This is a genomic window from Kitasatospora sp. NPDC088391, assembly GCF_044753345.1.
Taxonomy (GTDB): Bacteria; Actinomycetota; Actinomycetes; order Streptomycetales; family Streptomycetaceae; genus Kitasatospora.
Genome location: NZ_JBIVNB010000006.1, coordinates 89,938 through 102,335, shown reverse-complemented (window position 1 = coordinate 102,335; position 12,398 = coordinate 89,938). Strand labels below are relative to the sequence as shown.

The following is a 12,398-nucleotide window of genomic DNA, read 5'->3' as shown; positions in this document are numbered from 1 at the left end:
CCTGTGGAAAACTCCTGTCGCTCGGACGAGTGAGTTTGACGAGTGGTCAGCCGGTGGGATCGACGACCGGGGCCACCACGACGGCCAGCAGGCCGGGGCCCACGTGGGCCCCGATGACGGCCCCCACTTCGCTGACGTAGAGCCGGTTCAGGCCGGGCACCCGTTCCCGGAGCCGTTCGGCCAGCGGTTCGGCCCGCTGTTCGGCGGCCAGGTGGTGCACGGTGATGTCCACCGGCAGCGTTCCCGCGCGTTCGACGGCGATCTCCTCCAGGCGGGCGATCGCCCGGGACGCGGTGCGGACCTTCTCCAGCGGTTCGATCCGGCCGCCGGCCAGGTGGAGCAGCGGCTTCACCGCGAGCGCGGAGCCGACGAGCGCCTGCGCGGTGCCGATCCGGCCGCCGCGCCGCAGGTGCTCCAGGGTGTCGACATAGAAGAAACCGCTGGTGCCGGCCGCCCGGCGCACCGCTGCCTCGACCACCTGGTCGAGGTCCGCCTCGGTACCACCGGGCTCCGCCCGGTCGGAAGCACCGCCGGCCGCGTCCGCGTGGGCGGCGTCAAGGGCGTCGGCCAGTTCGGCGGCGGCCAGCACGCTGCTGCCCAGTGCCATGCCGACCAGCCTGCTGTCGACCACGCGGACCGGGACCGGCGCGGCGGCGGCAGCCAGTTGGGCGGCCTCCGCGGTGCCGGAGAGTTCCGCGGAGAGGTGGATCGAGACGATGCCCCGCGCGCCCGACTCGGCGGCGGCCCGGTAGGCCGCGGCGAAGGTCTCGGGGCTGGGGCGCGAGGTGGTCACCCGCTGCTTGGAGCGGAGAGCCTCGGCCACGTCCTTCGGGGAGATCTCGATGCCTTCGGCGAAGACCTCGTCACCCACTGCGACGCTGAGCGGCACCACGTGGATGCGGTGCCGCTCGACCGCCTCCGGGGGCAGGTACGCGGTGGAATCCGTGACAAGTGCGAGGTGGCCGGGCATGTGCCGGAGGTTACCCGGAGCGGGGCCGGGAGGACAGCGCCCGATCTTCGGTGGTTTGACCCCTGTGAGGGCGGGTAACCACTCTGCGCACGGACAGCGACCGACTCGTGACGCGGGGTCAGGGACGGTTGGGGCCCGCCGGGTTCGGCTTGCGGAGCCGGTCGGCCAGGCGGGCGAGCGGCTCGGCGGCCAGCCCGAGGATTTCCTCGGCGCTGTTCTGCCGCCCGGTGCCCAGGCCCTTCCGGCGGTCGGCGGGATCGTCGGCGGAGGCAGCCGCCCGCTGGTTGCCGGTGCCCGGGGCGGAGCTCGGGTCGGCGGAGGCGGCGCCGCGGTCGGCGGCGGGCTCGGCGGGGGTCCAGTGCCGGAGCGCTCCGGCTTCGTCCTGGCACTCCTGGCTGAGCCGGGAGAGCTCGTCGTCGGCGAAGCGGCGCATGCGGTCCTGGGCGGCCCAGCGCAGTGAGTCCGCGGAGTGCGTGATCCGCTCGGTGCGCTCGCGCAGTTCGGGAAGCTTGGCGGCGATCCGGTCGTTGGCCGGCTCGCGTTCGAGGAGGCGCAGCTCGGCGTCGAGTTCGGCGGCGTGCGAGTCGAGGCGGCCCAGCAGTTGGAGGGCGTCCCCGAGTTGGCCGTCCTGCGGGAGGCCGGACTGCAGGACCTGGCGGGTGGAGTCGAGTGCGGTGCGCAGGGAGAGCCGCAGGGCGGCGATCCGGCCCTGCTCGCCGGGCTTGGCGAAGCTCTTCGCCTTGAGGGTGGCGTTCTCGACCGCCCGCTGGGCGTTGGCTCCGTGCCGCTCCACCTTGGCGGCCACCGCCTTCGCCGCCTTGACCGTTCCGACCACCGCCATCACCAGCAGCGCCACCCCGAACAACGCGACCAGCGCGACCACGACACCGAGCGCTTCCATCGGGAGCCCACCTTCCGCCCGTGACCGGACCGGGACCACCCACCGCGATCCACTCCGTCCGCCGGATCTCCACCGTAGCCCGGTGCGGCCCCGGACTGGAGACCTCGAACGCCCCTTCCGACCGAGATCAGGGAGAGCTCAGGGATTTCCCCCACGTCCTCTCCCCCGAACCGCCACGACGGCCCCGGCCCCAGGGGCCCGGCCCGACAGAACCGGCGGGCGTCCGCCCGTCACCGGTACCGGGGTGCCGCGCCGCGCGCGGTCCCGGAAGCCACGAAGAACGGAGCCACCTTGTTCGCGATCCTCCGGAACACGATCACCCGCCGCCCGTCCGCCGGAACGGCGACGGGCCGGCCACCCCGTGACGGGGGCGGCCGGCCCGGTCGGGCCGACGGCGCGTCGGCCGACGTGTCGTCAGCCCGTGACGATGTTCACCAGCTTCGGCGCGCGCGCGATGACCTTGCGCACCTGGGCCCCGCCGATGGCGGCGACCACGGCGGGGTCCGCCAGGGCCAGCGTCTCCAGCTCGGCGTCCGAGATGGACGGCGCGACCTCCAGCCGGGCCTTCACCTTCCCCTTGATCTGCACGACGCAGGTGACCGTCTCGTCGACCACGTACGCCGGGTCGGCCACCGGGTAGTCCGCGAAGGCCAGCGACTGCTCGTGGCCCAGGCGGCGCCACAGCTCCTCGGCGATGTGCGGCGCCAGCGGGGCGATCAGCAGGACGATCTGCTCGGCGACCGACCGGGGCGTGGAGCCGCGCTTCACCAGGAAGTTGTTCAGTTCGATGGCCTTGGCGACCGCCGTGTTGAACCGCATGCCCGCCATGTCGCCGCGGATGCCGTCGATGGTCTTGTGCAGCGCGCGCAGCGTCGCCTCGTCCGGCTCCTCCTCGGTGACCACCAGCTCGCCGGTGACCTCCGAGACGACGTTGCGCCACAGCCGCTGCAGGAAGCGGTAGGAGCCGACCACGGCGCGGGTGTCCCAGGGGCGGGAGACGTCCAGCGGGCCCATCGCCATCTCGTACAGGCGCAGCGTGTCCGCGCCGTACTCGTCGGCGATCTCGTCGGGGGCGACGGCGTTCTTCAGCGACTTGCCCATCTTGCCCGCCTCGCGGCGGACCGGCTCGCCCTGCCAGGAGTACTGGCCGTCGTGCTCCTCGACCTCGGCCGCCGGCACCGGGAAGCCCCGGTCGTCGCGGTAGACGTCGGCGGTGATCATGCCCTGGTTGAACAGCTTGTGGAACGGCTCGATCGAGGCGACGTGGCCCAGGTCGTGCAGCACCTTGTGCCAGAACCGGGCGTACAGCAGGTGCAGCACGGCGTGCTCGGCACCGCCGACGTACAGGTCGACGCCGCCGGCGGGCTTCTCCGCGGTCGGGCCCATCCAGTAGGACTCGTTGGCGGGGTCGACGACCTCGGAGGAGTTGACCGGGTCGATGTAGCGCAGCTCGTACCAGCAGGAACCCGCCCAGTTGGGCATGGTGTTGGTCTCGCGGCGGTAGGTCCTGACGCCGTCGCCCAGGTCCAGCTCGACGTTGACCCAGTCCTCGTTGCGGGACAGCGGGGTCTTCGGCGAGGAGGCGGCGTCGTCGGGGTCGTAGGTGTGCGGCGAGTAGTCCTCCACCTCGGGGACCTCGACCGGCAGCATCGACTCGGGCAGCGCGTGCATCGCGCCGGTCTCGTCGTAGACGATCGGGAAGGGCTCGCCCCAGTACCGCTGGCGGCTGAACAGCCAGTCGCGCAGGCGGAAGTTGACGGTTCCTTCGCCGATGCCCTGCTCGGCCAGCCAGGCGGTGATCCGGGCCTTGGCGTCGACCACGGACAGGCCGTTCAGCGAGATGCCGTCGCGCTCGGAGTTGACCAGCACCGAGTCGTAGGTGTCGAAGGCGTCGTCCCAGGTGTGCGGGTCCTCGTCGCGGCCGTCGGTGGGCCGGACGACGCAGCGCATCGGCAGGTTGAACGCCTGCGCGAAGGCGAAGTCGCGGCTGTCGTGCGCCGGGACGGCCATGATCGCGCCGGTGCCGTAGCCCATCAGCACGTAGTCGGCGATGAACACCGGGATCTGCTCGCCGCTGACCGGGTTGGTCGCGTAGGCGCCGGTGAACACACCGGTCTTGACCTTGGCGTCGGCCTGCCGCTCGACGTCGGATTTGGCGGCGGCGGCCGCCCGGTAGGCGGCGACGGCGGCGGCCGGGTCGGCGGCGCCACCGGTCCACTCGTCGCGGGTGCCGGCCGGCCACGCGGCCGGGACGACGGTGTCGACCAGGGCGTGCTCGGGCGCCAGCACCATGTAGGTGGCGCCGAACAGGGTGTCGGGGCGGGTGGTGAAGACCGTGACGGTGTCGCCGCCGACGGCGAAGTCGACCCGGGCGCCCTCGGAACGGCCGATCCAGTTGCGCTGCTGCTGCTTGATCGCCTCGGGCCAGTCCAGCAGGTCCAGGTCGTTGATCAGGCGGTCCGCGTAGGCGGTGATCCGCATCATCCACTGGCGCAGGTTGGACTTGAACACCGGGAAGTTGCCGCGCTCGGAGCGGCCGTCCGCGGTGACCTCCTCGTTGGCCAGCACGGTGCCCAGGCCGGGGCACCAGTTGACCGGCACCTCCTTGGAGTAGGCCAGCCGGTACTCGCCCAGCACCTCGTCGCGCTCGACGCCGGACAGTTCGGCCCAGGCCCGGCCGCCCGGCACCGCCCGCTCGCCGGACTCGAACTGCGCGACCAGCTCGGCGATCGGGCGGGCCGCGGCCGCCTCCTCGTCGTACCAGGAGTTGAAGATCTGCAGGAAGATCCACTGGGTCCAGCGGTAGTACTCGGGGTCGATCGTGGAGATCGAGCGGCGCGAGTCGTGGCCCAGGCCCAGCCGGCGCAGCTGGCGGCGCATGTTGGCGATGTTGTCCTCGGTGGACACCCGCGGGTGGACGCCGTGCTGGACGGCGTACTGCTCGGCGGGCAGGCCGAACGCGTCGTAGCCCAGGGTGTGCAGGACGTTGTGGCCGTTCATCCGCTGGAAGCGGGCGTAGACGTCGGTGGCGATGTAGCCCAGCGGGTGGCCCACGTGCAGACCGGCGCCCGACGGGTACGGGAACATGTCCATGATGAAGCTGTGCGGCTTCGTCGCGACGGCCGTCCCGTTGGCCAGCGGGCCGGTGGGGTTGGGGGCGTCGAACGTCCCCTCCTTCTCCCACAGGTCCTGCCAACGGGACTCGATCTCGGCAGCCAGCGCGGCGCCGTAGCGGAAAGGCTCGGTGGCGGCTTCGGCCGCGCCGGAAGCGGGGGTCGTCTCGCTCATGGTCCTTCAGGCTCCATCGTCATCATTCAGCGAACAGGCCGAACAGGCCCCGGAAAGCAGAAAGCCCCTCCACAGGAGGGGACGCCACGCCGACTCCGGCCCTCGGGCCGGTCCTGGTCAGCGCGGCCGGCTAAGAAGCAGGCTCACAGTTCGCATGGGCTCAGGGTACCGCACCCCTTCAACCCGCTTTCCCCGAAACGGCGGCGGCCGCTCCCCCTGTTTCCCCTGTTCCTCAGGCAGTCCGGCCCGGTCCGGCGGCTAGGCCTCGGCGCGCATCGCGGTGTCGAAGTCGCGCAGCGCCCGCGCCACCCGCGCGGACTGCATGCCGGCCGCGAGCAGGCGCGCCCGGTCCGCGGTGCGCTCCGCCTCCTCGCGTTCGCCGGTGCGGCGGTAGGAGTCGGCCAGCCGGACCATCAACAGGGCCTTGGCGCGGGCGCGTTCCGCGGTGAGCGCGTCGATCGCGCCCAGCAGCAGGCCGCGGGCCTGTTCGTGCTCGCCGAGCAGCAGGTAGCCCTCACCGATCATGCCCTCCAGGTCGGCCCGCTCCTGGGCGTGCCCCTGCTGGCCCTCCAGCACCCGGAAGGCCCGCTCGGCGACGGCCTCCGCGCTGATCTGCTCGCCCTTGCGGCCGTGGGCCCGGGCGATCCGCCCGAGCTGCAGCGCCCGCTCGCGGGGGGTCAGCACGCCGTCGGCCGCGCGCAGCGCGGTGGAGAGCATGGCCACCGGGTCGAGGCCGCGCCCGCCGGAGTTGTACGTCGCCTGGACGGCGAGGCAGCCGACCACGCCGACGCCCAGCCGCGGGTCGCCGGAGACGTGCGCGGCCCGCAGCGCGGCGACGAAGGCCCGCTGGGCGGCGGCGTCGTTGCCCATGTCGTAGTTGGCCCAGCCGACCAGCCGGGCCAGCCTGCTGGCCGCCCCGTACAGTTCGCGGCCGAGCGGCTCGTCGTAGCTGCCGAGCTCCAACAGCTTGCCGACCATGGTGAGTTCGGCCTTGGCCAGGTCGAGGATCAGGCCACCGCCGTAGGCGCGCTCCAGCCGCTGCTTGGAGTCGTAGGAGAGCCGCAGGTCGGCCAGCTGCTCGGGGGCGATCCGGAGCGCGCCCTCGCCGCCCGTCACGGGCGGCGGCGGGGAGGCCCAGTGCCGGGCCGCCTGCTCCAGCTCGTCGCCGCGGAAGAGGTCGGTGAGGCGCACCGGCGCGGCGTCCGTGCCGGCCTCGTGCAGCGCGGTCTGCGCGGTGCGGGCCGTCCACGGGTCGGTCAGCAGCCGGGGCGAGAGCATCTTGGCCCCGCGGTGGGAGCCCATCTGCCCCCACAACTGCTCGTAGGTGACGGCGATGCCGACGCTGCGGGCCAGCACCTCGCAGACGGTCTGGTCGTGCGGCGACCGCGGCACCATGCCCCGGTCGCGCCACTTGTACGGCGCCGTCGAGCTGATCGCCATGCCGGGCGGCAGCAGCGCGTTCACCTCGCGGGCCAGCCGCTCCGGACTCCAACCGAGCTGGTGGAGTATCCGGGCGAGCTCGTCGTTGCGTTTTCGCACCAGGTCGGCCATGCCACGACCGTAGCGGCCGGGTGCCCCCACCGGCAGGGAAGTTCCACGAACGACCGGAGGCCGCCCCTCCTGGGACGGCCTCCGGACTACTGTGGAGCTAAGGAGAATCGAACTCCTGACCTATTGCATGCCATGCAATCGCTCTACCAACTGAGCTATAGCCCCGTGCTGTTGTGCCTGTCACCTGCGGTTTCCCTTGGCGACATCGATAACTCTACACGGTCGGGAGTCCAGGCCCTAATCCGTTTCGGCAGCCGCCCCGAGGGCCAGCCCGGCGGCCGCCGGACGACGCGATGCCCACGAACGCGGCCGGCGCGGCCGGCACGACGGCCGCCGGAAAAGACCGAAGGCCGCCACCCTCTTCGGGTAGCGGCCTCGCGGAACTGCTGTGGAGCTAAGGAGAATCGAACTCCTGACCTATTGCATGCCATGCAATCGCTCTACCAACTGAGCTATAGCCCCGCGACACTGACGACCACTCACGGACCACCGGTGCGGAGTGGAGCTAAGGAGAATCGAACTCCTGACCTATTGCATGCCATGCAATCGCTCTACCAACTGAGCTATAGCCCCGCAGTTCCGCGACTCCCGCCCTCGGTTTCCCGTCTGCGTTCCTCGCTGCGAACGAGGAAGACTCTAGCTGGTCAGAGCCGGAACTGTGAAATCCGTGCCGGTCGGCCGTCAGGTCTCGTCGCCGATGACCGGTTGCGGCAGCGTGCCCGCGTTGTGCTCCAGCAGCCGCCAACCGCGCGCGCCCTCGCCGAGCACCGACCAGCAGCAGTTCGAGAGGCCACCGAAGCGCTCCCAGAGCTGCGGCTCCATGCCTAGAAGCCGGCCGATCATGGTGCGGATGGTCCCGCCGTGGCTGACCACCACCAGGGTGCCGTCCTCGGGGAGCTTCTCCCAGGCCTCCAGCACCACGGGGACGGCCCGGTCGGCCACCTCGGTCGCCAGTTCGCCACCGCCGCGCCGGACCGGCTCGCCCTTCGCCCACGCCGCGTACTGCTCCGGGTACCGCTCCCGGATCTCGGCGTTGGTGAGCCCCTGCCACTCGCCCGCGTAGGTCTCCCGCAGGCCCTCGTACTGGTGCACCTCCAGGCCGGTGAGCGCGGCCAGCTCGGCGGCGGTGCGCCGGGCCCGCGTCAGGTCGGAGGAGATCAGCAGGTCGGGCCGGAGGCCGGCCAGCAGCCTGGCGGCCCGCCGGGCCTGGAAGACGCCCTGGTCCGTGAGGTCGATGTCGGTGGTGCCCTGGAACCGCGATTCGAGGTTCCAGGAGGTCTGCCCGTGCCGCCAGAGGACGAGGCGCGGCCCGGCCGCGGCGCGGCTCAGAGGTCGCCGCCGGAGACGGCGTTGCCGGCGGCGTCGGTGACGGCGTTCTCCGGCCGGTTGCGGGTGGCCAGCGCGTCCTCCGGGATGGGGAGTTCGGGGCAGTCCTTCCAGAGGCGGTCGAGCGAGTAGAAGGAGCGCTCCTCGGAGTGCTGGACGTGCACCACGATGTCCAGGTAGTCGAGCAGGATCCAGCGGCCCTCGCGCTCGCCTTCCCGGCGCACCGGCTTGGCGTCCAGCTTCTCGCGCAGCTGGTCCTCGATCTCCTCGGCGATCGCGCGGACCTGGCGGTCGTTGGCGGCCGAGGCGATCACGAAGGCGTCGGTGATCGACAGCACCTCGCTGACGTCGAAGGCGATGATGTCGTGCGCCAGCTTGTCGGCCGCCGCCTGCGCGGCGACGGTGATCAGTTCCTGGCTTCGGTCGGTGACGGTCACAGTGCTCTTCCGGATCGGCTGCGGGGATACCCCTCCAGGATCTCACGAACGCGACGGAGCCCCCGAGCGTTTTGCGCCCGGGGGCTCCGGAAGGCACCTGCGGCGGTGGGCCGGCCGCCGGCTAGGACGTCTTCGCCCCGCCCTGGTAGTCCTTGCCGACCACCAGCACCAGGTCGGCGTTCTGCGCGTCCGTGACCTTCTTCACCGCGGAGTCCGGCAGCCCGAGGCTGGTGGCCAGGGTGAGCGCGGCCGGCTTCTTGGCCTCGTCGGTGTAGCGGATCTCGGAGGTCGCCTGGTCGGGCGCCTTCGCGGTGGAGGGCAGCGCGTCCATGCCCGCGTTGACCACCGCGACCTGCGCCGTGGTCGCCGTCGCGTCGTTGCCGGAGGCGTTCACCACGGTGACGCGGGTGGTGCCGCCGGTGCCCTTGGCGCTGCTGACCGTGCCGCCGAGCACCTCCTTGACCTGCTTGCCCGCCGTGGCGTCGTCCAGGGTGCCGTCCGCCTTGGCGGTGAGCAGCACCGTGGCGAGGTGCCCGGCCTTCGCCTGCTCGGACAGGTTGACCAGCACGCCGGCCAGCGCGCTCTCCGGCAGCGAGGGGTCGGCGACCGAGTTCATCCGGTGCACGTCGTCGGTGGCGTCGGCCAGCGTGGTCGGCATGGCGTTGATCACCGCCGCCATCACCTGCCCGAACCGGGCGAGCTGGGCGCCCCGGTTCTCGCCGGGGGCCTGCAGGGTGGCGTAGGCGACCGCGGCCTGGCCGTTCAGCAGGACGTCCTTGCCGACGGGGGCGAGCACCTTGCCGTCCGCCTTGTTGCCCTCGCGGACCTCGGCGTTGGTGTCGACCTTGACCCCGCCGAGCTGGGAGACCAGCAGCAGCAGGTAGGGGGTGTCCAGCCGCCAGGTGCCGGCCACCTTCGCGCCGAGCACCGAGGAGAGGCCGTCGCGGGTCGCGGAGGCGCCGATCGCGTCGAGCGACTGGCCGACCGTGGTGGTGGCGGAGTCGCCGTTGCTGGGCAGTTGCAGGGTGTCGGGCAGCAGCAGCACCGTCGCCTTCTTCCCGCCCCGGTCGTCGACCAGCAGCGCGGTGGTGACCTTGCCCTGCGGATCGCGCAGGTGCACCACGTTGACGAACCGGCCGCCCGCCGCCGCGGTCGCGTCGTTGCCGCCGCCGAACAGCTTGCCGCTCCACCACAGGTAGCCGACCGCGCCGGCCGCCAGCACGGCGAGCACCACCAGCAGGGCGACCAGCCGGGTCCGCAGCCGGCGCCGGCGCTCGGCCCGCACCTCGCTGCGCGAATCGGCGAACTTCAGCCAGTCGATGGCGTCCTCGGAGTCGTCCGTCTGCTCGTCGACGAAGCTGAACTCGCCCGTGGTGTACGAGTCCCCGCCCTTGGCCTGGGCCCGGGCCCTCGCCCGGGCCGCGGCGGCCCGGCCGCCGACCGCCTCGGACGGCTCGTCGGCCTCCTCGGCCACCGGGGCGGCGGGCGCCGCGGCCTGCGGGCGCACCCGGGGCGGCGGCACCGCTCCGGACACCGAGCCGGGTACCCCGGTCGCCCCGGTGCCCGTCCCGGCCACCCGCGTGACGACCGGAGCGGTGCCCGGGCCGGTGCCCGGAGCGGTGCCCGGCGTCACGGGCGCGGTGGGTGCGGCCGCAGCACCGGGCCCGGCCGACGGCTGCGCCTGCTGGTAGTACCCCTGCGCGGCCTGCTGCTGCGGGTAGGAGGGGTCCTGGGCCTGCTGTCCGTAGGGGTCCGCGGCCGGTCCCGCCGACCCGGTCCGGCCGTCGAACTGCTGCGGGTAGCCGCCCTGTTGGAAGCCCTGCGCCGGGAAGCCGCCGGAGTCGTAGCCGGTGGCCCCGTACCCGGTCGGGTCCTGGCTCCCCGCCCCGTAGCCGTTCGAGTCGTACCCCGTCGACTCGTAGGCGGACTGCCGGTACCCGCGGGCCTCGTGCTCGGGCGCGGCCGGCGGAGTGCCGCCGTACTGCTCCTGCTGCTGCGGGTACCCGGACGGCTGCTGCTGCCCGTACTGGTACGGCTGGGCACCGCCCTGGCCGTAGGGCTGCCCGCCGTAGCCCGGCTGCTGCTGCGCGTACCCGTCCGACTGCCCGTGCCCGGGCTGCTCGTAGCCGCCCTGGCCGTACCCGCTCCGGCCGTACCCGTCCTGGCCGTAGCCGCCCTGCTCGTAGCCGCCCGCCGGGTGGCCCTGCGGGGCCTGGCCCGGCTGCTGCTGCTCGTACTCGTAGGGGTGCTGCTCGTACGGCTGCTGCTGGTAAGGGGGTTGGGGCTGCTGCGGCTGCCGGCCGTACCAGCGGTCGTCGTCGGACGTTCCGGTCACGCCGTCCCTCCCGGGGGTCAAGGGCGGGCCGACGCGTACAGCGCCCGCTTGTGGATGTATCGGACCACGCCGTCCGGCACCAGGTACCAGATGGGGTCGCCCTTGGCGACGCGCACGCGGCAGTCGGTGGAGGAGATGGCGAGGGCGGGCACCTCGACCAGCGAGACGCCGCCGACCGGCAGGCCGGTGTCGGAGAGAGTATGGCCCGGCCGGGTGCAGCCGATGAAGTGGGCGAGCTCGAAGAGCTCCTCGGAGCGGCGCCAGGACAGGATCTGGGCGAGCGCGTCGGCGCCGGTGATGAAGAAGAGCTCGGCGTCGGGGTGGAGGGTGCGCAGCTCGCGCAGCGTGTCGACGGTGTAGGTGAGGCTGTCGCGGTCGATGTCGATCCGGCTGACCGAGAACTGCGGGTTCTCGGCGGTGGCGATCACCGTCATCAGGTAACGGTCCTCGGCCGGGGAGACCTGCCGGTCGGTCTTCTGCCAGGGCTGCCCGGTGGGGACGAAGACCACCTCGTCGAGGTGGAACGCGCTGGCCACCTCGCTCGCGGCCACCAGGTGGCCGTGGTGGATGGGGTCGAAGGTGCCGCCCATCACGCCCAGCCGTCGCCTGCGCGGCGCACCGCCCGCGACCGGACCGCCCGCGGCCGGAGCCACGACGGGGCTCTCTGCGGCCGGGGTGCCCGGCCCGGTGCTGCCCGCTGCCGTGTCCGTCCCGGAGGTCTCGACCTGCTCTCTCATGGCGCCACACCTTACGCGACCCGGGTGTACCGGCGGTTCCGCCCGTTCACCGGCCCCGTGCCGCACCGGCGCCGCACCCGTGCGGACCCCGGTGCCCGCCGCCACGAGGACGGCGGCCCGAGGACGGCGGCACGGGTCGGCGGTGGCCGTCGGCCGCCGCGGCCGTCAGCGGTCGCGGTTGAAGCGGGTGGTGATGTACAGCATCAGCAGCAGGATGAACAGCGCGGCGCCGCCGGTCAGGTAGGGGTTGAGGCTGTCGTGGTTACCACCACCCTCCTCGGCGAGGCGGGCGAGGACGGGGAGGGCGGAAGCGCTCATGATCGGCGGGACCTTCTCGGCTCGGTGTGAGGACCAGGCGGTCACGGACCGTGCGGCCCGCGCGCTCATCGTACGGGGGCCCGACATGCAACCGCGCGGCGGCCCACCGCGTCTGACCACCCGTGAGCCCTCCGCCGGCCACCGACGCCCGGCCACCGACGCCCGGCCACCGACGAACGACCACCGACGAACGACCACCGACGAACGACCACCGACGAACGACCACCGACGACCGACCCGCCGGCCGGGTGCCGCTGCCCACTGGTGCCGACCGGCGCCGACCGGTACGGACAGGGGCCGACCGCCGTCAGCTGCCGTCGGCCGCCGCGGCCCGCTCGCGCTCGGCGGCCCGTTCGGCGGCGCGCTGCGCGTCGCGCTCGGCCCCGGCCTTGCCCGCCCGGGCGAGCGCCCACACCAGCAGGCCGACTCCGACGAAGGAGACGATCAGGATGATCCGCAGGAAGAGCCCGGGGCCCTTCTCGGTGGAGATCGGCCCGGCGAGCAGGACCAGGTCGGCAGGGGACATCACGGGGCT

10 protein-coding genes and 3 tRNA genes are annotated in these 12,398 nt (G+C 72.9%); all 13 read right to left on the bottom strand.

The annotated features are described in order from the left end of the window. Nucleotides 1-46: 46 nt before the first annotated feature. Nucleotides 47-970, bottom strand: coding sequence for a DegV family protein (locus ACIQBJ_RS19705; protein WP_400711650.1), 924 nt, complete (start codon nt 968-970; stop codon nt 47-49). Between the two features lie 118 nt (nt 971-1,088). Then, nucleotides 1,089-1,871, bottom strand: a complete 783-nt coding sequence (locus ACIQBJ_RS19700) for a hypothetical protein (RefSeq protein ID WP_400711647.1) — start codon at nt 1,869-1,871, stop codon at nt 1,089-1,091. 414 nt (nt 1,872-2,285) lie between these two features. Further along, nucleotides 2,286-5,159 (bottom strand): leucine--tRNA ligase, encoded by a 2,874-nt coding sequence (gene leuS, locus ACIQBJ_RS19695; RefSeq protein ID WP_400711644.1) that lies wholly within the window; start codon nt 5,157-5,159, stop codon nt 2,286-2,288. A 258-nt stretch (nt 5,160-5,417) separates the two neighbouring features. Beyond that, nucleotides 5,418-6,710: a hypothetical protein gene (locus tag ACIQBJ_RS19690; RefSeq protein ID WP_400711641.1), complete on the bottom strand. Its 1,293-nt coding sequence runs from the start codon at nt 6,708-6,710 to the stop codon at nt 5,418-5,420. Between the two features lie 92 nt (nt 6,711-6,802). Continuing rightward, a tRNA-Ala gene (locus ACIQBJ_RS19685) sits at nt 6,803-6,875 on the bottom strand. Nucleotides 6,876-7,099: 224 nt separating this feature from the next. Continuing rightward, nucleotides 7,100-7,172: transfer RNA gene (locus ACIQBJ_RS19680), tRNA-Ala, on the bottom strand. Nucleotides 7,173-7,210: 38 nt separating this feature from the next. Continuing rightward, nucleotides 7,211-7,283, bottom strand: a tRNA-Ala gene (locus tag ACIQBJ_RS19675). A 108-nt stretch (nt 7,284-7,391) separates the two neighbouring features. Next, on the bottom strand, nt 7,392-8,039 hold the full coding sequence (locus ACIQBJ_RS19670) for a histidine phosphatase family protein (RefSeq protein WP_400712549.1): 648 nt from the start codon (nt 8,037-8,039) through the stop codon (nt 7,392-7,394). Continuing rightward, entirely contained in the window at nt 8,036-8,473 is a 438-nt protein-coding gene (gene rsfS / locus ACIQBJ_RS19665; protein WP_400711638.1) for a ribosome silencing factor, read from the bottom strand. Before rsfS ends, ACIQBJ_RS19670 begins: the two co-directional genes overlap by 4 nt. Nucleotides 8,474-8,594: 121 nt before the next feature. Beyond that, nucleotides 8,595-10,808 carry a LytR C-terminal domain-containing protein gene (locus ACIQBJ_RS19660; protein WP_400711635.1) on the bottom strand — a complete coding sequence of 738 codons (2,214 nt, stop codon included), beginning with the start codon at nt 10,806-10,808 and terminating at the stop codon, nt 8,595-8,597. Between the two features lie 17 nt (nt 10,809-10,825). After that, a complete protein-coding gene (gene nadD / locus ACIQBJ_RS19655; RefSeq protein WP_400711632.1) occupies nt 10,826-11,545 on the bottom strand; it encodes a nicotinate-nucleotide adenylyltransferase in 720 nt (239 codons plus the stop codon). A gap of 165 nt (nt 11,546-11,710) precedes the next feature. Next, complete coding sequence (locus ACIQBJ_RS19650) at nt 11,711-11,863, bottom strand: hypothetical protein (RefSeq protein WP_400711629.1); 153 nt, start codon at nt 11,861-11,863, stop codon at nt 11,711-11,713. A gap of 307 nt (nt 11,864-12,170) precedes the next feature. Continuing rightward, complete coding sequence (locus ACIQBJ_RS19645; protein ID WP_400711626.1) at nt 12,171-12,389, bottom strand: hypothetical protein; 219 nt, start codon at nt 12,387-12,389, stop codon at nt 12,171-12,173. Nucleotides 12,390-12,398 lie beyond the last annotated feature (9 nt).

What these genes read in the sequence shown, in the direction of transcription:
- ACIQBJ_RS19705 (WP_400711650.1), bottom strand. Translation starts at nt 970, where the DNA reads ATGCCCGGCCACCTCGCACTTGTCACGGATTCCACCGCGTACCTGCCC.
- ACIQBJ_RS19700 (WP_400711647.1), bottom strand. Translation starts at nt 1,871, where the DNA reads ATGGAAGCGCTCGGTGTCGTGGTCGCGCTGGTCGCGTTGTTCGGGGTG.
- leuS (WP_400711644.1), bottom strand. Translation starts at nt 5,159, where the DNA reads ATGAGCGAGACGACCCCCGCTTCCGGCGCGGCCGAAGCCGCCACCGAG.
- ACIQBJ_RS19690 (WP_400711641.1), bottom strand. Translation starts at nt 6,710, where the DNA reads ATGGCCGACCTGGTGCGAAAACGCAACGACGAGCTCGCCCGGATACTC.
- nadD (WP_400711632.1), bottom strand. Translation starts at nt 11,545, where the DNA reads ATGAGAGAGCAGGTCGAGACCTCCGGGACGGACACGGCAGCGGGCAGC.
- ACIQBJ_RS19650 (WP_400711629.1), bottom strand. Translation starts at nt 11,863, where the DNA reads ATGAGCGCTTCCGCCCTCCCCGTCCTCGCCCGCCTCGCCGAGGAGGGT.
- ACIQBJ_RS19645 (WP_400711626.1), bottom strand. Translation starts at nt 12,389, where the DNA reads ATGTCCCCTGCCGACCTGGTCCTGCTCGCCGGGCCGATCTCCACCGAG.